This is a genomic window from Rhizobium anhuiense, assembly GCF_003985145.1.
Taxonomy (GTDB): domain Bacteria; phylum Pseudomonadota; class Alphaproteobacteria; order Rhizobiales; family Rhizobiaceae; genus Rhizobium; species Rhizobium anhuiense.
This window is the reverse complement of record NZ_ML133521.1, coordinates 545,368-569,408: the sequence shown is the minus strand read 5'-3', so window position 1 is coordinate 569,408 and position 24,041 is coordinate 545,368. Positions and strand designations below refer to the sequence as shown.

The 24,041-nt window shown below is 60.2% G+C and carries 21 protein-coding genes, 3 pseudogenes and 1 other annotated feature; of the genes and pseudogenes, 6 read left to right on the top strand and 18 right to left on the bottom strand.

The window, feature by feature from the left end; all coding sequences use genetic code 11:
• Nucleotides 1-521: 521 nt before the first annotated feature.
• Nucleotides 522-1,454 carry an NAD(P)/FAD-dependent oxidoreductase gene (locus tag EEQ99_RS02835; RefSeq protein WP_127430153.1) on the bottom strand — a complete coding sequence of 311 codons (933 nt, stop codon included), beginning with the start codon at nucleotides 1,452-1,454 and terminating at the stop codon, nucleotides 522-524.
• 77 nt (nucleotides 1,455-1,531) lie between these two features.
• On the opposite strand from EEQ99_RS02835, the gene EEQ99_RS34435 reads away from it, so the two are divergent.
• Nucleotides 1,532-1,669 carry a hypothetical protein gene (locus EEQ99_RS34435; protein WP_164735893.1) on the top strand — a complete coding sequence of 46 codons (138 nt, stop codon included), beginning with the start codon at nucleotides 1,532-1,534 and terminating at the stop codon, nucleotides 1,667-1,669.
• 65 nt (nucleotides 1,670-1,734) lie between these two features.
• On the opposite strand, the gene EEQ99_RS02830 is transcribed toward EEQ99_RS34435, so the two are convergent.
• Nucleotides 1,735-2,319 (bottom strand): alpha-ketoglutarate-dependent dioxygenase AlkB, encoded by a 585-nt coding sequence (locus tag EEQ99_RS02830; protein WP_097623369.1) that lies wholly within the window; start codon nucleotides 2,317-2,319, stop codon nucleotides 1,735-1,737.
• Nucleotides 2,320-2,603: 284 nt separating this feature from the next.
• On the opposite strand from EEQ99_RS02830, the gene EEQ99_RS02825 reads away from it, so the two are divergent.
• Complete coding sequence (locus EEQ99_RS02825; protein WP_097623368.1) at nucleotides 2,604-2,903, top strand: hypothetical protein; 300 nt, start codon at nucleotides 2,604-2,606, stop codon at nucleotides 2,901-2,903.
• Between the two features lie 312 nt (nucleotides 2,904-3,215).
• Here the strand turns inward: EEQ99_RS02825 and EEQ99_RS02820 are convergent, their stop codons facing one another.
• The 3 genes and pseudogenes from EEQ99_RS02820 to EEQ99_RS02810 all read right to left on the bottom strand — a co-directional run bounded on the left by EEQ99_RS02820 (nucleotide 3,216) and on the right by EEQ99_RS02810 (nucleotide 5,834).
• Nucleotides 3,216-4,100, bottom strand: coding sequence for a DUF72 domain-containing protein (locus EEQ99_RS02820; protein WP_127430003.1), 885 nt, complete (start codon nucleotides 4,098-4,100; stop codon nucleotides 3,216-3,218).
• 444 nt (nucleotides 4,101-4,544) lie between these two features.
• Nucleotides 4,545-4,658, bottom strand: a pseudogene (locus EEQ99_RS02815) (TerC family protein); the annotation flags it as partial.
• Between the two features lie 426 nt (nucleotides 4,659-5,084).
• A complete protein-coding gene (locus EEQ99_RS02810; RefSeq protein WP_097623367.1) occupies nucleotides 5,085-5,834 on the bottom strand; it encodes a sulfite exporter TauE/SafE family protein in 750 nt (249 codons plus the stop codon).
• A 247-nt stretch (nucleotides 5,835-6,081) separates the two neighbouring features.
• Between EEQ99_RS02810 and EEQ99_RS02805 the strand changes: the two genes are divergently transcribed.
• A complete protein-coding gene (locus EEQ99_RS02805; protein WP_097623366.1) occupies nucleotides 6,082-7,641 on the top strand; it encodes a phospholipase D family protein in 1,560 nt (519 codons plus the stop codon).
• Between the two features lie 89 nt (nucleotides 7,642-7,730).
• A complete protein-coding gene (locus tag EEQ99_RS35350) occupies nucleotides 7,731-7,853 on the top strand; it encodes a hypothetical protein (protein ID WP_254955937.1) in 123 nt (40 codons plus the stop codon).
• On the opposite strand, the gene EEQ99_RS02800 is transcribed toward EEQ99_RS35350, so the two are convergent.
• From EEQ99_RS02800 to EEQ99_RS02755, 10 genes are all read right to left on the bottom strand, one after another.
• On the bottom strand, nucleotides 7,846-8,913 hold the full coding sequence (locus EEQ99_RS02800) for an AI-2E family transporter (RefSeq protein WP_097623365.1): 1,068 nt from the start codon (nucleotides 8,911-8,913) through the stop codon (nucleotides 7,846-7,848). The genes EEQ99_RS35350 and EEQ99_RS02800 overlap by 8 nt on opposite strands.
• A 477-nt stretch (nucleotides 8,914-9,390) precedes the next feature.
• Nucleotides 9,391-10,275, bottom strand: coding sequence for an intradiol ring-cleavage dioxygenase (locus EEQ99_RS02795; protein WP_097623364.1), 885 nt, complete (start codon nucleotides 10,273-10,275; stop codon nucleotides 9,391-9,393).
• A gap of 7 nt (nucleotides 10,276-10,282) precedes the next feature.
• The gene (locus EEQ99_RS02790; RefSeq protein ID WP_127430002.1) at nucleotides 10,283-12,037 is read right to left on the bottom strand and encodes an FAD-dependent oxidoreductase; all 1,755 of its coding nucleotides are present in this window, start codon (nucleotides 12,035-12,037) and stop codon (nucleotides 10,283-10,285) included.
• Nucleotides 12,030-13,115 (bottom strand): branched-chain amino acid ABC transporter permease, encoded by a 1,086-nt coding sequence (locus EEQ99_RS02785; RefSeq protein WP_097623362.1) that lies wholly within the window; start codon nucleotides 13,113-13,115, stop codon nucleotides 12,030-12,032. The genes EEQ99_RS02790 and EEQ99_RS02785 overlap by 8 nt, the downstream gene beginning before the upstream one ends.
• Nucleotides 13,116-13,124: 9 nt before the next feature.
• Nucleotides 13,125-13,988, bottom strand: coding sequence for a branched-chain amino acid ABC transporter permease (locus EEQ99_RS02780; protein WP_097623361.1), 864 nt, complete (start codon nucleotides 13,986-13,988; stop codon nucleotides 13,125-13,127).
• Entirely contained in the window at nucleotides 13,975-14,694 is a 720-nt protein-coding gene (locus tag EEQ99_RS02775; protein WP_097623360.1) for an ABC transporter ATP-binding protein, read from the bottom strand. The genes EEQ99_RS02780 and EEQ99_RS02775 overlap by 14 nt, the downstream gene beginning before the upstream one ends.
• A complete protein-coding gene (locus EEQ99_RS02770) occupies nucleotides 14,694-15,413 on the bottom strand; it encodes an ABC transporter ATP-binding protein (RefSeq protein ID WP_097623395.1) in 720 nt (239 codons plus the stop codon). Before EEQ99_RS02770 ends, EEQ99_RS02775 begins: the two co-directional genes overlap by 1 nt.
• 61 nt (nucleotides 15,414-15,474) lie before the next feature.
• Entirely contained in the window at nucleotides 15,475-16,755 is a 1,281-nt protein-coding gene (locus EEQ99_RS02765) for an ABC transporter substrate-binding protein (RefSeq protein WP_028757987.1), read from the bottom strand.
• A 54-nt stretch (nucleotides 16,756-16,809) separates the two neighbouring features.
• On the bottom strand, nucleotides 16,810-17,868 hold the full coding sequence (locus tag EEQ99_RS02760) for a maleylacetate reductase (protein WP_127430001.1): 1,059 nt from the start codon (nucleotides 17,866-17,868) through the stop codon (nucleotides 16,810-16,812).
• Complete coding sequence (locus tag EEQ99_RS02755; RefSeq protein ID WP_127430000.1) at nucleotides 17,865-18,749, bottom strand: dioxygenase family protein; 885 nt, start codon at nucleotides 18,747-18,749, stop codon at nucleotides 17,865-17,867. The genes EEQ99_RS02760 and EEQ99_RS02755 overlap by 4 nt, the downstream gene beginning before the upstream one ends.
• 94 nt (nucleotides 18,750-18,843) lie before the next feature.
• Here EEQ99_RS02755 and EEQ99_RS02750 point away from each other — a divergent pair, with 94 nt between their 5' ends.
• Complete coding sequence (locus tag EEQ99_RS02750) at nucleotides 18,844-19,794, top strand: LysR family transcriptional regulator (RefSeq protein WP_127429999.1); 951 nt, start codon at nucleotides 18,844-18,846, stop codon at nucleotides 19,792-19,794.
• Between the two features lie 55 nt (nucleotides 19,795-19,849).
• Here the strand turns inward: EEQ99_RS02750 and EEQ99_RS35345 are convergent.
• Nucleotides 19,850-20,109 (bottom strand): annotated as a pseudogene (locus EEQ99_RS35345) (response regulator transcription factor family protein); the annotation flags it as partial.
• A gap of 450 nt (nucleotides 20,110-20,559) precedes the next feature.
• Nucleotides 20,560-21,788 (bottom strand): IS3 family transposase gene (locus tag EEQ99_RS02740; protein WP_127429998.1). Its coding sequence is split into 2 segments (ribosomal slippage): nucleotides 20,560-21,494 and nucleotides 21,494-21,788, totalling 1,230 coding nucleotides; the frame shifts between segments, so codons are not numbered across the junction.
• Nucleotides 21,391-21,507, bottom strand: a sequence feature (AL1L pseudoknot). (Overlaps the previous gene by 117 nt.)
• 89 nt (nucleotides 21,789-21,877) lie before the next feature.
• Here EEQ99_RS02740 and EEQ99_RS02735 point away from each other — a divergent pair.
• Nucleotides 21,878-22,150 (top strand): annotated as a pseudogene (locus EEQ99_RS02735) (substrate-binding domain-containing protein); the annotation flags it as partial.
• A gap of 360 nt (nucleotides 22,151-22,510) precedes the next feature.
• Here EEQ99_RS02735 and EEQ99_RS02730 read toward each other — a convergent pair.
• Nucleotides 22,511-24,037 (bottom strand): SulP family inorganic anion transporter, encoded by a 1,527-nt coding sequence (locus EEQ99_RS02730; RefSeq protein ID WP_127429997.1) that lies wholly within the window; start codon nucleotides 24,035-24,037, stop codon nucleotides 22,511-22,513.
• Between the last annotated feature and the right edge of the window lie 4 nt (nucleotides 24,038-24,041).

Sequence of the window (24,041 nt, the reverse complement as noted above, 5' to 3'; positions counted from 1 at the left end):
CCAGCTCCCATGCCGGACTGAGCAAAAGCGCCCGTGGCCATTCCAGCCGCTAGCAGAGACGCGACGATGAGCTTGATATTCATTTTTCATTTCCTTCGTCGGTTACGTTGCGGCCCTCCAACATCCAGATCACTGTTCTGTTCCCCGATTTTCTAAAAATCTAAGGAATCGATCGCGTACCAAGGGGACGCGTGCTCCAAAGCGAAAGAAGATCAGTGCGCTTCACCCATGGCCACCGGCCCCTGCGACGTGCAACCGGTGCTGGGATATAGGCATGGTCCAAACTGGCGAACGAGTCTTTACCACACTTGGATCAGCGCCTTTACCGCCGCCATGCTGATGCCCAACCCGCGAGCGAGCCCAGGTTCGCCGCCGGGGAAGCGCCATTGGATGGTCGGACTCTGAGCTGCCCTTTCCCGAACCGGCGCAGCCGATCCGCCACGCGATTGGCGGTAGCGCAAACTTCCTCGCAACGTCACTTTTTACCTGCTGTCAATGCGCCGGAGTCATGTTTCCGAAGGTTAACAACGCACCAGGGGTGCTTGCTCACCAAGGTCGTTGCGGATGGCCGTAGCAGCAACCCCGGCCTGCCCCATGGCGTTGCTGATCTGGTCAAGACCGGCGACGACGTCTCCTGCCGCGTAAAATCCTCGCACTGTGGTCCTCTGGTGACTATCGACGGTAACGCACCCTTCTTCCGATAGCCTGGCACCAACTTGTGATGCCAGTTCCGAACATATGTCGGATCCGAGAGCCGCATATAAGGAAGCGAAGGAATAGGTTTCCGTGGGCGTCGTGATGCGCATCATATCATTGTCCAGATCGCTCGAGGCTATGGGGCCGACCTCCATTCTTATTCCGAGGTGGGCCAAGGACGACGTCTCGGCTTCGGACAGATCATGTACGCCCTCGGGCGATATCAGAGTGAGATCCTTCGTATAACTTCGAAGGAAAACGGCCTCCTTGAACCCCTTGGTTCCAGTTCCGAGAACACCAACGGGCTTGTCTGTCACCTCATAACCGTCACAGACGGGGCAGTAGCGCAGAAGGCCGCGAGCCACGGCTTCATCATGAGTTGCCTGTGGCATCGCAGGCGGTCGGTTGACGACTCCTGTTGCCAGGAGTACGGCCCGAGAGCGGATGCTGCCGTTCTCGAATTCTGCCACGAACAGGTTGTCGACTTTATGCAGCGCTGTGATCTTGCGGCATCGAATGGCTGCCCCATAGAGCTGAGCCTGGGCATTCATTCTCGCCAGCAGCTCAGTGCCGCTGACGCCGCACGGGAATCCGGCGTGGTTGTGTGACATAGGGATGATGGAAGCCCGGCTGGAATTATCGTGGAAGACCGTCACCGAAAGATGGTAGCGCGCCAGATAAATCGCCGCGGTGAGGCCAGCCGGACCGCCCCCGATGACCAAGCAGTCTTTTAGTGCGTCTCCAAATGCGGTGGTCATCATCCCATTCTCATCCTATTGGCCCCGACCGGGATTACTCGAATGTTGGACGTCATTGCCGACCTCGGGAAACGACGATGGCTCCATTCTCCGCTCACACCATTCGCGATGCCGTTGACATCCACGCGATGCTGTCGAGAACAACCCTGATCAGCGCCATCACGTTAGTTTCACATCGAACCCGGATGGATTTCCGGCCCTTTTTTATCGGCTGAAGCGATCAAGGTTCCCGGGAACAAATGGGCTGACAACAGGTTGGGCGACAATGAGCGACGCCCCCTCAGGTTACTGGGCTCAGTTCACGGAATGTTATCGAATAGCGCAGCTCTGCGACTGGCGGGATGGAATGCTCCCACACGGTTCTGGCTTCGCCCGCCATCACATAGGCCGATCGCGGTTCGAGCGTGATCGAGCTACGCTGCCACTTGCTGCCCTGCCGCCGTCTTAGCCGGAAAGTGCATGCAGATAGCAGCGAGACTCCGACGACCCGACCGAAGACGAATTTATCCCTGTGCCAGCCGATCGGAGCTCCGGGACTATATTCGGTTACCAAAGTCTGTTCCAACCGATCGGGGTCGAGGCCAGCAAATGCAGATACGATTTTGCGAAGCGGCAAAAGAAATAGCGGAATATCTTCGCTCTTTCGGACACGCTGTGTATCAAACTCGTATTTCCAGCCGTAGGAGACCGTCCTGCGTTTGCCTTCGAATCCGTGGAAATCGAAAGCCTTGAACGGCAGTTGTAGCATCTTTTCCAGGATGGACTGCTGCAGATCGTCGGGGACCACATCCGGCGAATAGCGAAATCCGTCCGGCAGGGACGGTTGGACTGCACCAAAGAGGTCATGCTGTTTCATCGTGCTCATGTAAAGTTCTCGTATTTGCCTCCGCAGTGACCTTACGAATTTTGGCGTCGCGATGTCGTTGACAGTGGTTCACACAACGATCCCTTCCGACGGCGGAATCCAGCATGCTCCGGACTCTAGGAACGCCGGCCGGCGCAGTGTGTTCCTCGTAGTGGAGAGGCGTGGTCCGCCTGCGCCCTCCGAAGGATGTCCACGGTTCATTTAAAGCGCGCGATCGACGGATGGCACATCGCAATTGGGTTGACCGGTCCGGAACAATCCGGGCCGCTCAGAGTTGGCGCGCCATGCCCTACGTGATCGAACTTCTTCTTCCAGTCCCGCGCGAGCGCCCTAGCTTGGTGAGCGTTGGCACTGTCCGTGATGAACTCGCCGCAAAATTTGGCGGCGTTACCTTATATGTGAATTCACCCGCGGAAGGCTTGTGGGAAGACGATGGAGAGGTTGAGCATGACGTCATCGTTGTTGCCGAAGTCATGACTGAAAGTCTCGACCGAACTTGGTGGGCGGCATACCGAAAACAGCTTGAGGCTCGTTTCGATCAGGAGGAAATCGTGATCCGAGCCACGCAAGTCCAGCGTCTTTGAACCCATGTCCCGCGGTGAGGCCCATGATCTTGCACGCATTTGACGATTTGAGATTAGCCCAACCGATCTGGCGGCTGCTCGGCGGTTTATTTTCCGTCTCACAGCATTTCCTCGGTTTCATACAAGCCATCGCTTGAACGCTCGTCTGGGCAACGCCCGCTGGCGCTCCCTTGTTGCCGCCATCTAACCAAAGCGAAATCGGTGTCCCCGCCTGATTTCGTTGAGGCGGCAGCATGAAGGCGATGATGGTATTTACGCGACTGCTATGAAATCATCACTTGCTAAAACAAGCAGCGATCTTGAGACGGGCCATCAGGCCGGTGCGTCGATCAGCTCTAAAAGCCGCTTGGCGTTCTTGATCGAATAGCCATCGCGATCGTTGTTGAAATAGGCCCACACGGTCTTAGCGCCAGACAGCTTGATGCGCTCCGCCCACACCGTCAATTCGGCATCGCTGTAGTCATGGCGGTACCATTGTTTGATCCCATGGAACCGGATGTAGATGTCGTCGGCTGTCCGAACAAGCTCATCCGGCAACCGGGGACCGCTGCATGAACAGAAGATCGCGCCTGCAGCTTGAAACGCACTATAAACGTCCTCATTCCACCAGCTCTTGTGACGGAATTCGACGACGTTCCTGCGACGGGGATCCAGCTGCGACAAGATCATTTGCAACATGTCTGTGGAGTAGCGGACGCTCGGTGGAAGCTGAAACAGAAAACATCCCATCTGCATTCCAAGAACGTCTGCGACGTATCCGAAATCTTCAATGAGGGCGTGGGTATCTTCGAAGCGTTTGATATGCGTGATGAGCTCGCACACCTTGATCGTATAGACGAAGCTCGGCTCGGCCTGACGTTTCCATGTCTTGACAGTTGCCACCGTCGGCCAGGAATAAAATGGGGCATTGAGCTCGACGGTCTTGAAATTGTGCTGGTAGATCGAAAACAATTGATTGGAGGGAGCGTCGGTCGGGTAAAAATGGCCCTTCCAGTGCCAGTAATACCACCCGGAACAGCCAATATGGACCCGCCTGGCGACATTGCCATCGGAGCTGATCACAATCAGCGGATCGCTCGCCAGACGGGCTATATGCATTTTAGCGGCGCGCGCAATATTGGCCTCGCGCTGCGTTTGGCGGCGCTCGGCGCGCCGTGCCCGCCGACTTTCAATCTCTTCAGCAATGCGCTCTACCATTTGGTATCCGTGTGAAGGTCTTTCGGCCTCGGCTGCACCGCCAACCGTCCTGCGATATGTCTTCAAGCGCAGCAGAAGCGACATATCCCTGATGTTCAATTGCGATATCGCCGAGCAAAATAATGGCTAAAGCTCACCTTCATTGGTGAAGACTGCCAGCCGCCGCATCTCGGCCGTCTCGGTGATATCGTCATCCTTCCAGGCAACTTTCAACGGCGTAATCTCGTACCTTCATCGAACTCTTCCGTTTTTTCTGACGGCTAGCAGCGGTTTCCACCCCCGTAACTCCGACAAAGGGCGTGAGTTCCGGCCTACGCAGGTCTGTTCAGCGATTTTCCGTGATGGGCTGGACGCGGCTGCAGAAAATGGCTACCCAGTTCGCCGCGCCGTCGGCGTTGTCCTGCACCACAGGAACTTGCCATTGTGTCTAGCATGCCGCGTTCGCGCAGCGCTGGCGAACAGGAAGCGCAGGAGGGTGGCCGCGAGAATGCCGACTACGATCGCCTTGCACCTCTGCGAGGCCTCGAGGCCGGCCGCGGCGAGACCAATGACCACGGCGTAGAGCCGAACCCAGACGACATTCTTCGTCCCCCCGTGCAATCGACAGGACACGAGCACATCGGCCGCTCGTTAACATCTACCGAAAGAGCGATAAAGCAATCGGGAAGACGCTGTTTAAGGAAGGGGTTGCCAGGGCGTGGAGCCCGGAGCGGCGGATTGATTGATATGGCTAATGATCTTTTGCGCAGGCAATTTGAGGCCGAACATGACCCGCATAGGGGTATCACTCGACCTACGCCGGTCACGCGCGATAGTCGACGTAGCATTGAAGTAGCCGGACGCGCGGGTGCGCTGCTGATGAAAACAAAGGCTGCCCGTTCCCGGCGCCGCGCTGGTCAGACTCAGGCGATCAGGGATGCGCTCTGCGCTTACGCTGCAGCTGGTTGTGGTGGAGAGTCCGCAATTTAGAAAGCACGCCTCCGTTCAAAGGTAAGCTCGCGAAAAGAACACCGTTGTCGTCAAAACGGCGACCGCGACGGTTAGAACCCTGACGGCCGGCGATGGCAGCCTACGGCCGATATGCGCTCCGATCCACCCGCCGATAATGGCCCCGACCGTCATGAAAATGCACTCCTGCCATACAATTGCTCCGGCGAGTACGAAGGTGACTACGGCGACCGCATTTGCGCCAGTTACCATCAGCATTCTTGTCGGATTGAGGCTCTTGATGTCCCCGCCCCCGAGCGCGCTCCATGCCGCAAGCATCATAAGGCCCACTGCGCCGCCAAAATAGCCGCCATAGAGACCGAGAAAGAACTGAACCGCTGCGAAGGCCAGAATACTCGGGCGTGCCTGCGTCCGGAGCTTGGCGGTGAGCCTCGGACCGACTGCCAGCATCACTGTCGCCATCAGCAAAAGCCATGGCAGTATTCCATCGAAGATCCTGGATGGGGTCAGAAGTAACAAAATGCTTCCGGCCACTCCACCGACCATTGTCACCATAGCAATTGGAACGACATTGACGCCGCACACACTCGTAACGCCGTCACGATAAACCCACGAGCTTGCCATACCGCCGGGAAACAAGGCTAAGGTGCTTGTCGCATTTGCGGCTACCGACGGCACTCCGACCGATATCAGCGCAGGCAGGGAGACGAACGACCCGCCGCCCGCCAACGCATTCATGCTGCCTGCTAACAAGCCAGCCAGGAAAAGAAGAGTAATATCGTACATGTTCAGCTCGCCTTAGCACCTAAGCTTGAGTTCGCGACACGCTTGTCGAAAACCGGCGCCCGGGCGGGTTGAGGGGCACCGACGCTTTACAGCGCTCCCGGTGACGGGGCAACCCTGGCCATCATGTCAAATCGCCCATGTTTCGCATCTCCTATGGCGACATCTTGCTCGCTACTCGCGTGACCCTATTTTACCCGGGCGGATCGAGTCAGCATAGCGCTTCCTGGCCGCGGCTCAGGGGTATCGTGTGAGTTGGTTCGGCATTGCCATCATCGCGACCGTAGCGCTGGTAGCCCTATGGGCTCTGGCAGCAGCATCAAGCTATGCCGGGTTTCTGAAGCGGGTCCAGAAAATCGATTCCCACGTCCTCAAGATTGCCGCTGCCGACACCGAGCTTGATCGATACGGCGCTGGGCTGTGCCACAAGCGGGAGGCGGCAAGCGGCCTCGTCCTGATCACCTCCAACCTGGACGCGTTCGCAGCCAGGCTTCTAGCGGCCCGTTCCGCCGGGCGCAGCCTCGATCTCATGTACTATATGTGGAATGCGGACCTGACCGGAATGCTGATCATGCGGGAGGTCGTCGCGGCGGCCGACCGTGGCGTACGTGTGAGGATCCTTCTCGACGATCTCGGCGTCTCCATGTCAGACAAGATCTTCCATGCGATCGACTGTCATCCGAACATCGAGCTGCGGCTCTTCAATCCCACAAAGGCACGTGAGCATATCCTACGTCGCGGCCTCGAGATGGCTTTGCGGTTCCGAAGCGTCAACCGTCGCATGCACAACAAGGCATGGATTGCCGATGGCCGGATCGCGATGGTCGGGGGGCGCAATATCGGCGATCCGTATTTCGATGCCGGGGAGAACGCTAACTTCAGGGACTTCGATCTCTTGATGGTCGGTGAAGCCGTTGCGAAGACGGAGCGGCTGTTCGACGGCTACTGGAACAGTTCGGTTGCCGTGCCCGTGCGTGCACTTCTGTCACGCAGAGCTAACAAGCTGGAGAAGCTTCGCCGCAATATGGAACGCCTTCATTTCGAACAGCGCGCCCAGCCATATCTTGATCCAGTTCGCGATGAAACATCGCTGACGCATATCGTTGCCGAAGACCGCTACATCTGGGTCCACAAACTCGACGTTCTGGCAGACCCCCCCGAAAAGGCGGCCGGGAAGCTGCGCAGCGGGCAAAACACGCTGATGGGAACGCTGCTCCCGGTCATCACGGGCACGGCCGAGTTCATCCATATCACCTCGCCGTACTTCGTTCCCGGCGAACGCGGCGTCGAGGCGCTGACGAAGCTACGCGACAAAGGAGTAAAGGTTTCCGTTCTGACGAACTCGCTTGCAGCCACCGATGTTGCCGCAGTTCACGCGGGATATTCGCGCTACCGCCCCGCCCTGCTGAAAGCCGGCATTGCGCTCTTTGAGTTGAAATCGATTGCAGACATGGGAACCTTCTCTTTGCGCGGTTCCAAGCAGGCCAGCCTTCACACGAAGGCCTTTGCCAGGGATGGCAAGTACGGCTTCATCGGATCTCTCAATCTCGATCCGAGGTCCGTATCCTTAAACACCGAAATGGGTGTCCTGTTCGAGTCACAGGAACTTGTCGAGCGAATGGACGCGATCTTTGCCGTAGAAACCGATGCGGATTTGAGCTATCCCCTAACGCTCGAAAAGGGATCCGTGCGGTGGCTTAAGGTCGTCGACGGGAAAAATACTCTCCTCCGAGACGAGCCGGATGCCGGGATTGCCCGGCGCGCGACCGCTTGGCTGATCAAGTGGTTGCCGCTCGAATCTCAGCTATAACCGTGACGACTGGTCTCGTCATGAGAGGCCAAGCTGAGCTGTGAGAAGCTGCTCGGCACGAGACAACCCGATCGTAGGGGAACGTGGTCTTGGCCGTAAGCGAAGCATTCATCTGGATCGAAGCCGGCAAGACCGATCGGGTCGTCAACAATCCGGCGCATGATTACCCGCGTGCGCTTTGGCCATTCGCCATCCCGACCCGCGCTATTTAGTATCCCCGGCGTCTGGTTTGTGTGCGTCCTGTTGGTCGGCGAAGATCGACCATGAAGCGATAAACAAGGCGGCAATCAGGGGTCCAATGACAAAACCATTGATACCGAAAAGCGAAATGCCGCCGACCGTTGAAATCAGCACCACATAATCGGGCAGCCGCGTCCCCTGGCCCACCAGTGGAGGACGCAGCAGGTTGTCGATTAGCCCTATGACAAATACGCCGACGAGAACCAGGATCGATGCTTTCAACCAGGCACCCGTGAGGGCTAGCCAGATGGCGGCTGGAACCCATACGAGAGCTGCTCCTATTGCGGGCAGCATCGACATGAACGTCATCGTGACGCCCCACAAAAGGGCCGCCTCGACTCCCAGGGCCCAGAATGCCACGCCACCGATCGTTCCTTGGATCACAGCAATGATGATATTCCCCTTGACGGTTGCCCGAACAACAGCGGAAAACTTGTCGCGAAACTGTCGGGTATAGTCGTCATTCAGAGGGATTGCATGTCGGATCGACCGGCCGAGGTCAGCCCCATCCCTGAAGAGGAAGAAAAGCAGATAAAGCATGATCCCGAAGCTTATGAAGAAATGCAGCGTGTTCTGTCCAAAACTCAGAAGGCTCCCGGCGACCGACCGGCTTGCCTGTACTGCGCCTGATGAGATGTTGGCGCGAAGTTCCGCGAAGCCGCCGAGCTTCAATGAGTTCAGCCAGTTGTCGACGAAGCCAGGCAACGCATTCTGAATCCGGACCAAGTAGTCATTGAGGTCGATTTCGTTGCTGCTTATCCGTTGGTAAAGACTGGTGCCTTCCTGGATAAGGGAAACGAGAATTATCAACGCTGGCACGATGACGAGGCCGATGCATAGCAGCACCGTCAGCAGGGCAGCGATGCTGCGTCGCCCCCCTAGCATCTGCGCCAGTCGCATGTGTACTGGAAAGAAGATGATCGCAAGGATCACTGCCCAGAAGACCGCCGCGTAATAGGGGATAAGCAGCCAGATGAACGCGATCGTCACCACCGCTAGCATGACATAAAAACTCGTACGTTGGATAGACATGTCTGCCTTGTTCGCTGGCCAGTCTCCACCGCCGTTGTAGCGGGATTATTGTTTGGCGAAAATTTCTCGTCGCAACCATAGCCGCGTCACCGCATAAGGCCAACGCGAATCCCACCCTGAGACCAACGTGGACCACCTGACTACCGCCATAGCCGCACCCGAGCCCGGAGGGAGCGGCACGCGGGCCACCGTCCGCCAGAGCGCTAGAAGTACGCGTCTCCAAGCCGTCACCAGGACCCGGTAAAGGCAGCCCTGGCCCGAGGGCTTATCGCGGAATGCCGCGATCGACTCCTGAGGCGTAAGCACATTTTTGAAACGCCTTCGACAGTCTCGGGAGCAAGCTGCGCCTTTTCGCCCATATGATGGACTGCCGCGCGCAGCCCCCTACGGATTGATGCTTTGACCCGCGCATATCCATTCGAAGATCCTGACGCATTCGTAAGGTCAACGACGAATACCCGCCAGCTGAAGAGCATGCTACTCCTCGGGCCGAGCCAGCACGAAATCGTGCTCTATCTGCCAGAACTTGCCTGAGAAACCGAGTTCGCTAGCGAGTACCGGATCCTCAACGTGCTGGAATTGGGCAAGCAAGCTCTCCTTCACACCGAAGACGGCGTCAGATTGGATGTACGGGTCGTCCGGATCGAAGATGTGTGTCGTGAGCGTCTCGAAGCCGAGGGCCTTGATGATGTAGTGCAGGTGGGCGGGCCGGTAGGGATGGCGACCGAGCGCGCCGAGCAGCTTGCCAACGGGTCCATCATCCGGGATCGGGTAATATTTTGGCTTCACCGCTCGAAACCAATAGCGGCCGTCGGCGCCGGTCCGGAACACGCCGCGAAGGTTGAAGTCTGGTTGGATCCCCTGCTGCTGCACGTCGTAGAAGCCCTCGTCATTGGCCTGCCAGACATCGATAACCGCATCGCCGATGGGTTGTCCCGCCGTATCAAGGATCCGCCCGCCGATCACCATGTCCTCGCCCTTGGCATCGAGGCAGATATTGGCGCCCATCGCCAGTTCCGGCGCACCCTCGACATGGAAAGGTCCGAGCACCGTGCTTTCGGATGCGCCCGACGGCTTGCGGTTGTTGATCGCATCGACCAGCATCGAGACGCCGAGAACATCCGACAGCAGGATGAACTCCTGCCGCCACTCGTTGCACATCTGGCCGGTGCGCGTCAGAAACAGGATCGCCTGCATCCATTCGTCCTGGTTCGGCTCGATCTCCTTCACTGCCTCGTGCAGCTTGCGGGTGACCACCCCCATGATCTGCTTCAGCCGCTGGTCCTTGGCGTTCTTGTTCCGGCCGGTGACGACCTCGACGGAGTTTTCTTCGGTGAAGAAGCCTTTCTCATGCGCGTCCATCACGATCTCACTTTCCAAGAATTGCTGTCAGCACGCGGCGCAGTTCAGTCGCGGGATCGTCGGCCATCGCCTCGCGCCGCCAGGCGACGTGGTGGTCCGGGCGGACCAGCAGGATGCCGCTGTCGCGAATTTCGCGGATATTGGCCCAGTCGCCGGTAAAATCCTGCCACGGCTGGCGGGGGCCGATGACATGAGCAACGATCTCAGTGCCGAATTCCTTGCCGAGACTGCGGGCCGCCTCGACCCAGCCCTGCCCGCCGATCCCTGTCAGCACGGCAAATTTGCCGTGACCGGTGAGGTCAAGCGTCGAAACCTTCTCGCCAGTGGCGGAGAAGACCCAGGCATGCGGCAGCCGCGCACCGGGCCAGCTCGTCTGCTGGCAATGCAGTTCCGGATCCTTGGTAAAAGCCGGCTCCACCTGCCCATCTGAAATCGCAGCACCCGAGCGGTAGCGGTGGTTCATCTCGACGCCGTGGCAATCGAATTCGTAGACCTTGTCGGCGATCGCCTTGCGGATCGCGGCGCGCTGCTCTTCGGCAGCCGTCGTGTTGTTGCAGCGCGCGTCCATGTTCTGCTGCATCTTCACCGGGTCGATGGAATCGAGCAGTCCGAGCGCCTTGAAGATCGGCCCGAACTCCTCAATCGACTTGTTGGCGCGGGTGACGATCTGCTTGGCAACAGGCGCGCGCTCGGCTTGATAACTGTCGAGAAGTACCGGGCCTGCGGCTCCCTTCAGGACGAAGGCAAGCTTCCAGGCGAGATTGAAAGCGTCCTGGATCGAGGTGTTGGAGCCGAGACCGTTCGAGGGCGGATGGCGGTGAGTGGCGTCGCCCATGCAGAAGACGCGGCCATTTGACATCGTCGTGGCGTACATATTGTTGACGGTCCAGGTCGAGACCGACTTGATGGTCATTTCGAGATCGGGATCGCCGACGAGGTCGCGTACCACTTTCTTCGCATGCGCTTCATCCACCTCAGGCGGCGGCTGGTTGATGTCGTAACCCCAGACGATCAGCCATTCGTTCCATGGTCTCACCATCCGCACCAGCCCCATGCCGATGCCGCCGACATCCGCACCCGGCTGCAGCACCCAGTAAAGCACCGATGGACGGTGGGCGACCAGGCGCGACAGATCGGCTTTGAACAGAATGTTCATCGAGCCGGCAACGCCCATCTTGCCTTCGAAGGTGAGGCCGGCATGTTCCGCAACCTTGGAATTGCCGCCGTCGGCGCCGACCAGATATTTCGAGCGGACGGTAAGTTCCTTGCCGGTCAATCGGTCGAGACAGATGGTCGTGACCCCGTCTTCATCCTGTACATGGCTCAGATATTCCGTCGACATGCGCGACTGGCTGCCGCGCGAACAGGCCGTCTTGAAGAGCAGCGGCTCCATGAAGGTCTGCGGCAGGTCGTTCATATGGGTCGGCGACGACAGTTGATGCTCGGCGCGTGACAGCGGATGTTTGCCCCAGCTCTTCAACCGGCCGATCTCTTCGCCGGTGAGCGAGGTGCAGAAGACGTTCTCACCCATCAGGTCCTGCTCGGCCGCGAACATATAGGCCTCATCCTCCACGTCGCGGCCGAGATCGCGCAGCACTTCCATTGTGCGTTGGTTGGTGATGTGGGCGCGCGGCGTGCTGGCGAGCCAGCGGTAACGGTTGATCACCAGGTTCTCGACCCCGTAGGACGAAAGCAGCGCCGCGGTGGCGGAGCCGGCCGGGCCGGTGCCGATGATGAGTACGTCGGTGGTAATGTCAGCCATGAGGCCCTCCCTTATGCGTGAGACTGAGCGGCCCGCCCTTCAAGACGCGGCGGACCGGGAAAAGCTGGATGCCGGTGCGGTCGGAGAACAGCCCCCAGAGGCCGCGCGGCGCGAAAAGCATGATGGCGATGCCAAGAAGACCCAGCATCAGCAGGTACCAGGAGCCGTAATCGGCGAGGAGGTTCTGCAGCAGAAAGAAGATGATGACGCCGAGGATCGGTCCCTCGATCGTGCCGATGCCGCCGATCACCACGATAAAGATGACATAGGCCGTCCAGTCAGTGACCGAGAAGGCGGCATCCGGCGAGATCCGCGCTTTCTGCACATAGATCAGCGCCCCGGCGATGCCGGTGATGAAGGCGGTGGCGAGATAGACCAGCGTCTTCATCAGCCGCGCATCGACGCCGACGGCGCCGGCCGCTTGCTCGTTGTCACGGACGGCAGCAAGCCCAAGGCCCTGCTTGCTGCGCAGCAGCCCATAGATGAAGCCGATGGTCGCGACGACGAGGATCAGCGCCAGCCAGTAGGTCAGCGCGTCACCTGCCTCGGAGGCCTTCATGCCGAAGAGATCGCGCATTGCGCCGACGCCCATCATGTCGCGGGTCGCATCCCGGGGCAGCGAGGTGCCGGTGCCGCCGCCGAGCGCCTTCCACTGGGCGAGCAGCAGCCGCACAACCTCGGCCACGACCCAGGTGCCGATGGCGAAATAGGGGCCGTAGAGCCGGAAGGTGAAGAAGGCTGTCGGAATAGCGAGAGCGACAGAAAGCAGCCCGGCAATCAGGATGGCAACGACCGGGTCGATGCCGAACAGGATGACGCAGCCGAACATGGTATAGGCGCCAAAGCCGACGAAGACCTGCTGGCCGACCGAGATCAGCCCGGCATAACCGGCAAGCAGGTTCCAGTTCTGCGCCAGCACCAGCATGGTGAGGATGAAGAACAGGTCCTGGATGACGCCGCGCGAGACAATGAAGGGTGCGGCGAAGGCAAGCAGCAAGAGAGCAATCACTGCTGCGGCGGATAATGTCGATGCCCGGGTGCGTGTCTCGACGATGAAGGATGGAATGGCCATGGTCATCGATGCACCTCAATCGACCGCGCGCGGGAAAAGACCGCGCGGCTTGAACAGGAGAACGGCAAGGAATGCCAGATGGCCGGCAAGGATCTGCCATTCCGGATTGATTGCTGCACCCACCGTCTGGGCAACGCCTAAGATGATGCCGCCGGCAAGCGTGCCCCAGAGCGAGCCGAGCCCGCCGATGATCACCGCCTCGAAGGCGTAGATCAGCCGCGATGGCCCTGACGTCGGATCGAAATTGGCGCGCGTCCCGAGATAGAGGGCGGCGATCGTCACCACGACCATGGCAAGCCCCGTCGCCAGCGCGAAGATGCGGTGTGGCCGGATGCCCATCAACCCCGCGGTCACCGGATCGTCCGAGGTCGCCCGGAAGGCGCGGCCGACGGATGTACGATAGATCAGCTGGTTGAGACAGACGATGACGGCGACGGCCGAAAAGAAGGTCATCAGCGGCATGATGCCGGCAGTGGCCGGGCCGAGATTGACGGAGGCGCTCTCGAGACTGCCGGCAAAGACGCGGCGGCTATCGGCGGAGAAGCCTTCGAGCAGGCCATTCTGGATGACGATCGACAGGCCGAAGGTGACGAGCAGCGGCGGCAGAATGTCCTTGCCGAGCGTGCGGTTGAGCAGGAAATATTGCAGGCCCCAACCGATGGCGAACATCAAGGGCATCGCGATCACCGCGGCAACGAACGGGTCGAGCCCGAGTGTCGTCACCAGCACCAGGATCAGGAAGGCGGCAAGCACGATCAGGTCGCCATGGGCGAGGTTGACCAGCCGCATGATGCCGAAGACGAGGCTGAGCCCCGCCGCAAACAGCGCATAGAGCCCGCCGAGCAGCACGCCCTGGAGAATGGTATCAAGCCAGTTCATGGTGATCCGTCCCGAAATAGGCCTTGTGGATGTCGTCGCGGCTAACATCGGCGGCGCGGCCGGAGAGCGTCACCCGCCCTTCCATCATGCAGTAGACGCGGTCGGCCACCTTCAGCGCCTGGGCGATGTCCTGCTCGACGATGACGATCGAAGCGCCGGTCTCGCGGATTCGCGGAAAAGCGGCGTAGATATCGCGAACCACGACAGGCGCGAGTCCAAGGCTGATCTCGTCGAAGAGCAGCACCGCTGGATTGGACATCAGCCCGCGGCCGATCGCCACCATCTGCTGCTGCCCACCGGAAAGTGCTGTGGCCGCATTGTTGCGCCGCTCCTTGAGGATCGGGAACAGCGAAAAAACGCTTTCGAGCGTCCACGGCCCGTCGACCTTGCGGCCATAGTTGCCGATCAGTAGGTTCTCCTCGACGCTCAGCGACGGAAAGAGTTTTCGCCCCTCCGGCACCATAGAGATGCCGCGCGCCAGGATGTCGGGCGCCGGCAGCGCGCCGATCGGTTCGTCGCGATAAAGGATCGATGCCGGCGCATTGGTGAGCACGCCTGAAATCGAGCGCATCAGCGTCGTCTTGCCGGCACCGTTGGCGCCGATGATGGCGATGGTCTCGCCGGCGCCGACCGCAATATCGACACCGAACAGCGCCTGGAAATCACCGTAGGAGGCAGTCAAGCCTCTGGTTTCAAGCAGCGCCATCAGATCTCGATCCCCAGATAGATTTCACGCACATCGCGCGAGGCCATAATGTCCTCCGGCTTGCCGATCCCGATGACCGTGCCGAAATGCAGCACCAGCAGCCGCTCGACGACGGAATTCAGCGCATGCAGCACATGCTCGATCCAGATGACGGCAACGCCGCGCGCGTGAATGGCGCGGATGGTGGCAACCAGCGATCGGCATTCGCCCTCGGTCAATCCGCCGGCGATTTCATCGAGCAGCAGCAGCTTCGGTTCCGTCGCCAGCGCTCGCGCCAGTTCCAGCCGCTTGCGCTGCAGCAGCGACAGGCTTCCGGCCAGCACATTCGCCTTGTCGATCAGCCCTGTATCCACCAGGATTTCGGCGCAGCGGTCCGACACCTCGGCCTCGCGGCGCCGCGAGCCGAAAGCGCCGGCGACGAGGAGATTTTCGAAGACCGTCAGCTTCTCGAACGGCTGCGGGATCTGGAAGGTGCGGCCCATGCCCGACAGGCAGCGCGCCATCGGCGGTGTGCGCGTCACATCGCTACCGAGAAAGCGGATGCTGCCGCTATCGGCGGCGATATTGCCGGTGATCAGATTGAAGAGGGTCGACTTGCCGGCCCCATTCGGCCCGATAATGCCCAGCGCCTCGCCTTCGCCAACGGCAAAGGAAATCTGCTCGGCGACGGTCAGGGCGCCGAATTTCTTCGAAACACCATCGAGTTCGAGAATTGCCAAACCCATTCCTCCCAGAACAGGCGGGGCCTCAGGCCCCGCGCCAAAAATCAGGCGCCAAAAATCAGGCGATCGCTTCCATCTTGCCGCCGGCCGGAATGCTCGGCGCCGTCTTATTGTCGGTGATGACGAGATCGTAGCCGCCGCCGTCCTTCAACCGCCACTGGCCGCCGACGAGCGGCGTCTTGGCAATGTTCTTGGCGGCAAATGGCGGCAGGCCTTTGCCGTCCCAGGCGATCGGACCGACCAGCGTATCGAGCTTGGTGGCGGCAATCGCCTCTGCGACGGCATCACCATCCTTGGGGTCCCCGGCCCGCTTCATCGCATCCACCGCCAGCTCGAACAGCGCATGGGCAAAACCGATCGGCTGTGTCCAGGGCCTGTTGGTCGCCTTGGTGAAGGCCGCTGCCACCTCAGCCGCACTTTCCCCAGTCAAGGACGACTTGAACGGATGGCTTGGCGTCCACCAGACTTCCGACGACAGATTATGCCCGGCATTGCCGAGCGCCTCCACGGTCTGCGGGAAGAGCAGCGCCTTGCCGATCGAGGCGATCTTCGGGGCGAAACCCTGCTGCTTGGCCTGGTTCCAGAAGGTGGTGAAGTCAGGCGGGATCACCACGCCGGTGATGATTTCGCACTGGCCGGATTTGAAGGCGTTGATCTGCGCTGAGAAATCATCCGTCATGTTCTGGTAGCGGCCGGGGTCAATCAGGCCGTAGCCCATTCTCTCCAACACCGGCGGGAAGCCGACGACCTTGTCGCCCCAGGCATTGCCGTCGCCGTCATTGGGGAACAGGCCGCCAACCTTTTTATTGGTCTCGATCTGCGCCCACATATTGGTGAAGACGGAGATGACGTCCTCCAGACCCCAGAAGAAATGATAGGCATAGTTGAACGGTTTCCAGGACGTGGGGTCACCGGGATTGCCCTGCTGGCCGATGAACCAGGGCTGCCAGGGCGCGACCGTCGAAATGCAGGGCATTTCCTCGGCCTCGCAGGTGGTCGCCACCGGATTGGTGGTCTCCGGCGTCGAGGCGACGAGGATCAGGTTCACCTCGTCGGTGACGATCAGTTCCTTGGCGACTTCGGCTGCCCGGTTCGGATTGGACTGGCTGTCCTTGACGACGATCTCATAGTTGAGACCCATCGACTTGGTGGTTGCCAGGAAGCTGTCGATGACAAATTTGTCGGCCTCGCCGAAGGCGGCAAGCGGCCCGGTCTGCGGGCTGACATAGCCGAGCTTGATCGCAGCATCCTGTGCGATTGCGGGGGCGGTAAGCCCGGATGTAGCCGCCAGTGCCCCGGTGGCGGCCGTGGTCTTCAGAAAATCTCGCCTCGTAAACATGTTTCCTCCTCCCATTTTTCTCTCCTCCCAGAGAGCGTGGTGTCTGTCGTCAGCTCATGCCGGCCGCTTGCCCTCCCAAGCATCCTGCAGCAGGGCGCGCATGGATTCGCGGTCGATCGGTCTTGGATTCCAATAGGGATTTTCGGTGGCAATATCAGCGGCGCGGTCGAGATCGGCTTCGCTCAGACCCAGATCCTTCAGCGCCAGCGGCGAGCCGATTTGCCTGGCGAAATCCCAAAGCCCGCCGCCGACCGAACCGCCGAAGATATCAGCGACCGGCGCCAGAAGCTCAGGCACGGCGGCGGCATTGTAGGCGGCGGTGTGCGGCAGCATGATCGCATGCGTATCGGCATGCGGCGTATCGAAGGTGCCACCCAACGTGTGGCAGATCTTGTGGTGCAGCGCCATGCCGACCGTGCCGAGCACCGTGCCGCAGAGCCAGGCGCCGTAGAGCGCATCGGCGCGGGCCTCGGGAGCCCAAGGTCTGGCGATGATGTCAGCCAGGCTGGTCTTGAAGGCCCGCAGCCCCTCGGCCGCCATCAGCGTCGAAATCGGGTTGCGATCCCGAGCATAGAGCGCCTCGACCGCGTGGGCCATGGCATTCAGCCCAGAGGTGACGCTCATGCCGACCGGCAGGCCAAACGTCAGTGCCGGGTCGTAGATCACCACCTCAGGCAGGATGCTCGCATGGCGCACGGTTGTCTTTCGCCCACCCTCCGTCTGGCCGAGGATCGGCGTCACCTCAGATCCGGCATAGGTCGTGGGAATGACGATCTGCGGCAGATCGGTGCGATAGGCGATGGCCTTGCCAAGCCCGGTGGTCGAGCCGCCGCCGAGCGAGACGATGCAATCGGCCTTCGTCTCGCGAACCACCTCCATCGCCTTTTCGGTGACATCAACAGGCGTGTGCATGACAGCGCCGGTAAAGACGCCGACGGCGCGCGAGCCCAGCCGCTCCGCCAGGGCCTCCGCATCCGACTTCTGATTCGGCGTCGAGAGGACGAGCGCCCCGGTGCATCCGAGCTTTTCCACCCATTCACAGGCGGCAGCGCTCTTGCCTTGGCCGAAGACGATATGGGCGGGGCTGCCGCTATAGATGAAGTCGCGGCTCATGTGTCGGCTCCCTGTCTGGCGCGGACCATGACGAAGGCGAGGTCGAGCCGCCACGTCGTTGCGCCCTTGCCTTGCCGCTCGCCCTGGCGCTCAAAGCTTCGCACCAGATCCGGCTTGACGCTGAAGATCGCGTCTTCGGCCAGATGCGGATCGCTGCTGTCATAGATATGCGTGGTGATCGTCTCGAAGCCCGGCGCTTTGATGATGAAATGAAGATGCGCGGGGCGGCGCAGCGGATAGCCCGCCTGTCGCAGGAGCTTTCCCACCGGACCATCGTCCGGCACGCCATAGCCGCAGGGCTTGATGGTGCGATAATGGAAATGTCCATCCGTATCCGTGCGGAAGCTGCCGCGCAGATTGAACTCCGGCTGCAGGTCCGGCTGCTGGTTTTCGTAAAAGCCTTGAGCATTGGCCTGCCAGGTGATGATCTCGGCATTTGCGATGGGATCGCCATCGAGATCCTGCACGCGGCCAGACACATCGACCGTCTCGCCGACGCCATCGAGCGAGATATTGCTGCCGAGCGCCAGTTGCGGAACGTCCGCGCGGAAGAAGGGTCCGCGCACGGTGTTGGGGGTGGCCGCCTTCGGACGGCGCGAATTGATCTCCTCGACCAGTGCTGAAACACCGAGCAGATCCGACAGCAGCACCCACTCCTGGCGCCGCTCGTCGCTGGCATGGCCGACATCGGTCAGAAATTCGATCGCCTTGCGCCAGTCCGCCTGGGTCGGCCGCAATTCCCGGATGAGGGCATGAAGATGCGTCACCGCAGCCGCCAGAATCTGCGGCAGACTGTCGTCCTTCGAATGCGGAAGTCGTTGCGCGAACATGTCATGCGAGGTGGCCTCGCTGAAATGCAGCGCCGTCGGTCCCGGCGTCATGCGTCTCCTCCAGGGCATTGGCTGGTAGAGATAAATTAGCGCGAGATCAGGTTGCCCATGATGATTTTATTCCAGTTTAATATATCATATCGTTATGAAAATAGATGAACGACATCTTGTCCAACTGGCTGCGGTCGTCAAAACCGGCGGCGTCACCGAGGGCGCGGCCCTGCTCGGCCTTTCCCAGCCGGCGGTGTCGCGCACGCTTTCCATGCTGGAAGCGCGGATCGGCGAACCGCTTTTCATCAAGGGCCGCCGTCCGCTGCAGCCGACGCCGCTCGGCCGAGCCTTAGCCGACCACGGTCAGACCATGCTCTCGGCATCGCGCAAGGCGTCCGATGTCGTCGAGAGTTTTCGGGTCGGCAAGAGCGGCGTCGTGCGCGTCGGCGGCACGCCCTTCTTCATGGATGCGCTAATCGCCGGCATGATCGCCGAGTTCCAGAACCAGCATTCCGACGTGCGTATCGATCAGACCTACGGCTATTTCCCGGACCTGCGCGCAGCACTTCACGCCGACCAGATCGATCTGGCCATCTGTCCGATCGATATTCTCGACGAAGGGTCCGGCCTGGAATTCCAGCACATCCTGCCTGGCCGCAACGTCGTTGCCTGTCGGGTCACCCATCCGCTGCTCATGAAGCGACGTCCACAGCCTGCGCATCTGCTCGATTTTCCCTGGGTCGCGCCGCCGCCGGGTAGCCCGCTTCTCGCCGACTTGCGCAGCATGCTCCTGTCTTTCGGCGCAACCGAAGTCAAGATCCGCTATTCGGGCGGCTCCCTCATGAGCGTCATCCACTATATGAGGGCGGCTGATGCGCTGACCATTATGCCGCACAGCGTCGTCTTCGCATTGCGCAACGACAAATCCATCACCGCCCTGCCCGTCCCCATCCCCCATCCGGAACGCGCGCTCGGTTTGCTGAAGCGCTCGGACGCACCCCGCACGCCCGCCGTCGATCACTTCGCCCGTCACATCCGCACGGGCTTCGATAACCTCAAGCACCTGATAAAGCGGCATGAGCAGTCAGTGGTCTGGGGCTCATGAACAATATGCAAGCATGCTACAGGCGCGGCCGCAGGCAGGGCACTTCGGCAGGCTGTCGGCCCGGTCTCTCAAGAAAGACCACCAAAAGGTCAAATTCGGCCCCGGTCAACTCGATTTCCGGGCCAAGGAACTTGCAAACCCGCCGGGTACTTGTGTCAGCGACAAACTCTGCGAAGTTGAAGACCTTGTCGGTGTCAGCGTCCTCAGCGTTAGCGGCTCGTCGCAGGACTGCCCTGATCCTCGCTACAAGTTCTCGCGGATTGAACGGCTTGCCGGGTAATCGTCTGCTCCGAATTCCAGAGCACAGATCCTATCTCTGCTAGTGCGGTCCCGGACGTCTGGTGCGAGAGAGATCAAATTGGAAGGGGTTGGCTTGCAAGGATGGTGAGCGTCCCGCTTGTCCAGCAATATCAGTCGCCAGCTCGCCGCGCCAGATTTTCGCTGGTATCAGCGACATTGGCCCGTTGCATCGGCCTTCCAAATTGAGGTTACAGGGATAGCGAGCAATGCGCTTCGGCTGGTCGGTGGCGCCGACCAAAAGAGCAATGGCAAGCACTGTTGCCAAAATCGGGACGTAGGGCCGGTACATTTTATCGGTCACTTTGGTTTGGCCTGACGTTGGGTCAGAAACGGATACCGCTTGCAATCTGGCCAAGAGAATAGCCGCGCGAATGCTAAGTGACGCAAAGCTCGAGTAAAGTTCGGTAAATTTGGATCTCTTACGTGTGAACCGCACCGGGTTTGCCGGAGGCCGTTTGGTTTAAGTTATGCAGCCATGGCTGGTTCGTCCAGCATGGCGTAGTACTGCTCCTCGGCTTCGGCTGGCGGGATGTTGCCGATGGGCTCCAGAAGCCGTCGATGGTTGAACCAATCGACCCATTCGAGGGTGGCGAATTCAACCGCTTCGAAGTTGCGCCACGGTCCTCGCCGATGAATGACCTCGGCCTTGTAGAGACCGTTGATCGTTTCGGCGAGTGCATTGTCGTAAGAGTCACCGACACTTCCGACGGACGGTTCGATGCCCGCTTCGGCCAGCCGCTCGGAATACTTGATCGACACGTATTGAACGCCTCTGTCCGAGTGGTGGATCAGGCCGTCGCCATGAACGGGACGCCGCTCATGGAGCGCCTGCTCCAGGGCATCGAGGACGAACCCGGCATGCGCCGTCCGACTCACCCGCCAGCCGACGATGCGGCGGGCGAAGGCGTCGATGACGAAGGCCACGTAGACGAAGCCTTGCCAGGTGGCGACATAGGTGAAATCCGAAACCCACAGCCTGTTCGGCGCGGGAGCCTTGAACTGGCGGTTCACCCGGTCGAGCGGGCTCGGAGCCGTCTTGTCGGAGACCGTCGTCTTGACCGGCTTGCCGCGGATGATGCCCCGAAGGCCCATCGACCTCATAAGCCGAGCAACGGTGCAGCGGGCTATATCGAAGCCCTCCCGCTTCAATTGCCGCCAGACCTTGCGCACGCCATAGACGCGGAAGTTCGCCTCGAAGACACGGCGTATCTCGATCTTCCAGGCGATGTCGCTGCGGGCGCGGACCGACAGGCGGTCCACGTCCTCACGTTTGGCAACGTTCTCGTAGTAGGTTGATAGGACAATCGGCAGCAGTCTGCAGATCGGCTCGACCCCGAATACCGAGCGGTGTTCGTCGATGAAGGAGATCATCGCTTCAATGGGCGGTCGAGCTCCGCCATCGCGAAATAAGCGGACGCTTTGCGCAGTATCTCATTGGCCTGCCGAAGCTCGCGGTTCTCCCGCTCCAGAGCCTTCATCTTCTCGGCGACGTCGCTTGGGAGCCCGGGCCGGGAACCATCGTCCACTTCCGCCTTCTTCACCCATTCATTGAGCGTCTGCGCGGTGCAGCCGATCTTGGCGGCAATCGAGGAAACCGCTGCCCATCGCGAGGAATATTCGCCTTGGTGATCCAAAACCATCCGTACTGCTCGGGCGCGGACTTCAGGTGAAAATTTGTTTGTTGTCTTGCTCATATCGGCTCCACTTTCTCAGAAGTTGGAGCCTCCGGCAAACCCGGTGCGGTTCACGTGACTGAAGTCGCGCCGCTTCAACTAATCTGGAGTCCAGCGTCGACGTATTGATGCGTGAAAACGACATTTTGGCGCTGGGAGCGATGGATGTCATCCGTAGCGAGTTCGGCCTAGGAATTCCGCAAGAGCTGGCGATCGTCGGCTTCGACAATATCGGGCTCGGCGGCGCCCCCGCCTATGGACTGACAAGCTGCCAACAGCCCGCCAGCGAGATGGTCGACGCCATTGTCGAAATGATCACCGGAAAGCGCGACGCCGAAATGGTTGTCATCCAGGAGCGGTTTGTGCCGAGGTCATCCGCATGAAATATCTGGGACCGTCCAAGTATCGCCTCGCACTTCTGACCATGATCGATGGCGGTAATAGCATGCGTAGGACTGTACCGAACCGATTTGCATGTTCTTTCCAAGCTGGTCGAGATCACCCGATACTTCCGTTTCCGAGATTGGCTTACCTTGCGTGCCAGGTATCGGTTCGTTGAAACGCGCTCCTCCAGAGGTGCAGAGACCGAGTGCCAACAAGGCGTGACTGTGACATGGCGTCTCGTATGGCCGCAGCAATGGAAGTGACGGATTGTTTCGCGTTTCGCGCTTCGCTTCTTGCTGTTCTTGCCCCGCAAGCGGGGCAAGAACATTGTCGCTAGATAGCTGGTTTTTCTCCGCCGATCAGGCAACTTCCTCTGATAGCCGTTCAAAGATCGGTTTCAGCCGCCGATGGCGTCCGACCGGCGGATGCTCTATTTCGACGAGGCGCCCTGATTTCTTCTGGCGCTTCAACCAGTCGCGCAGGGTCTCGGCGCTGGTATGATCAAGATAGTGCAGGCGGGCACCCGCGATCCTGATCTTACGACCCTCGGGAAGCGTTTCCAGCGTGTCGAGCAGGACAGGAACGTCCTTGCAAGTCGCCGCGCCGACGAGGTCGAGGTGGATGGTTTCCTCATCCTCCGACCTGTCGATGGCAAGTTTGCGACGGAGGTGCGGAAGGATTTCCAGTATGGACAGCGCAAGGCCGAGCGCCACGCCGACGAGCAGGTCCTGAAGCACCACCATCGCCACCGTCGCGGTCCAGATTCCCACGGGAACCCAGCCGTGATGATCGAAGAGGTGCCGGACGTGATGGAGACTGATCAGCCGCCATCCTGTCACAAGCAGCACCGCGGCAAGTGCGGTCAGCGGCACCATCGCGAGCAGCTGCGGCAGAAATGCCACCAGCCCAAGGATCCAAACGCCGTGCAGAACGGCCGACGCCCGCGTCCGTGCGCCAGCCTGAATGTTGGCGGACGATCTGACGATGACACCGGTAATCGGCAAGGCGCCAAGCAGACCGCAAAGTCCGTTGCCGATGCCCTGGGCAAACAACTCCTTGTTGAAGCGGGTCCGCACGCCATCATGCATTCGATCAACGGCGGCGGATGACAACAGCGTTTCTGCGCTGGCGATCACCGCGATGACCAGCGTCGCCACGATGATACCGGGCTCGACCATCCTGGCGAAGCCATCGAGCGTCGGCAGTGTAATGCTTTCGACGAGAGAGGACGGCACCTCCACTCTTGCGATCGGCAGCTGCATCCCGACCGTCAATATCGTACCGGCCGCGACCCCCACCAGGGCACCGGGTACCAGCATCAGGGACTTCGGCCTGAACTTCTCCCAGGCGATCATGGCAAGCAAGGAAATCAACCCCACGAGGAGGGCGACCGCTTCACGCGTCAGCCCCGCGCCCCATACGCGAGCGAAAGTCTGCTCCATGGCAGTGACGTTCTCAATGCCTCCGGCAGCGGGTCTTGCCCCCATAAGCACATGGATCTGGCCAAGAATGATGAGGATGCCGATCCCGGCGAGCATGCCGTGGACGACCGCAGGCGAAATCGCCCGAAACCACGAGCCGATCCGCAGGAAACCCGCGAGGACCTGCAGCAATCCCGCCACGATGAGAACCGGCCCGAGCATGGCAGCGCCATATTGCTCGACGAAGCCGAAGACGATCACGGCTAAGCCCGCCGCCGGCCCCGACACCTGAAGTGGGGATCCGGCCAAAAGGCCGACAACGAGGCCGCCGACTATGCCGGATATGAGGCCCATGGCCACAGGAACTCCTGACGCCACCGCAATCCCGAGGCAAAGCGGTATGGCGACCAGGAACACGACGAGCGACGACGCGAGATCGCGCGAAAGAACAGAGCTGGAAATCATCGGG

Excerpts from the sequence above, each read along its gene's own strand:
- EEQ99_RS02835 (WP_127430153.1), bottom strand. The coding sequence starts at position 1,454 with ATGACCACCGCATTTGGAGACGCACTAAAAGACTGCTTGGTCATCGGG.
- EEQ99_RS34435 (WP_164735893.1), top strand. The coding sequence starts at position 1,532 with ATGGCTCCATTCTCCGCTCACACCATTCGCGATGCCGTTGACATCCAC.
- EEQ99_RS02830 (WP_097623369.1), bottom strand. The coding sequence starts at position 2,319 with ATGAGCACGATGAAACAGCATGACCTCTTTGGTGCAGTCCAACCGTCC.
- EEQ99_RS02825 (WP_097623368.1), top strand. The coding sequence starts at position 2,604 with ATGCCCTACGTGATCGAACTTCTTCTTCCAGTCCCGCGCGAGCGCCCT.
- EEQ99_RS02820 (WP_127430003.1), bottom strand. The coding sequence starts at position 4,100 with ATGGTAGAGCGCATTGCTGAAGAGATTGAAAGTCGGCGGGCACGGCGC.
- EEQ99_RS02810 (WP_097623367.1), bottom strand. The coding sequence starts at position 5,834 with ATGTACGATATTACTCTTCTTTTCCTGGCTGGCTTGTTAGCAGGCAGC.
- EEQ99_RS02800 (WP_097623365.1), bottom strand. The coding sequence starts at position 8,913 with ATGTCTATCCAACGTACGAGTTTTTATGTCATGCTAGCGGTGGTGACG.
- EEQ99_RS02795 (WP_097623364.1), bottom strand. The coding sequence starts at position 10,275 with ATGGACGCGCATGAGAAAGGCTTCTTCACCGAAGAAAACTCCGTCGAG.
- EEQ99_RS02790 (WP_127430002.1), bottom strand. The coding sequence starts at position 12,037 with ATGGCTGACATTACCACCGACGTACTCATCATCGGCACCGGCCCGGCC.
- EEQ99_RS02785 (WP_097623362.1), bottom strand. The coding sequence starts at position 13,115 with ATGACCATGGCCATTCCATCCTTCATCGTCGAGACACGCACCCGGGCA.
- EEQ99_RS02780 (WP_097623361.1), bottom strand. The coding sequence starts at position 13,988 with ATGAACTGGCTTGATACCATTCTCCAGGGCGTGCTGCTCGGCGGGCTC.
- EEQ99_RS02775 (WP_097623360.1), bottom strand. The coding sequence starts at position 14,694 with ATGGCGCTGCTTGAAACCAGAGGCTTGACTGCCTCCTACGGTGATTTC.
- EEQ99_RS02765 (WP_028757987.1), bottom strand. The coding sequence starts at position 16,755 with ATGTTTACGAGGCGAGATTTTCTGAAGACCACGGCCGCCACCGGGGCA.
- EEQ99_RS02760 (WP_127430001.1), bottom strand. The coding sequence starts at position 17,868 with ATGAGCCGCGACTTCATCTATAGCGGCAGCCCCGCCCATATCGTCTTC.
- EEQ99_RS02755 (WP_127430000.1), bottom strand. The coding sequence starts at position 18,749 with ATGACGCCGGGACCGACGGCGCTGCATTTCAGCGAGGCCACCTCGCAT.
- EEQ99_RS02750 (WP_127429999.1), top strand. The coding sequence starts at position 18,844 with ATGAAAATAGATGAACGACATCTTGTCCAACTGGCTGCGGTCGTCAAA.
- EEQ99_RS02730 (WP_127429997.1), bottom strand. The coding sequence starts at position 24,037 with ATGATTTCCAGCTCTGTTCTTTCGCGCGATCTCGCGTCGTCGCTCGTC.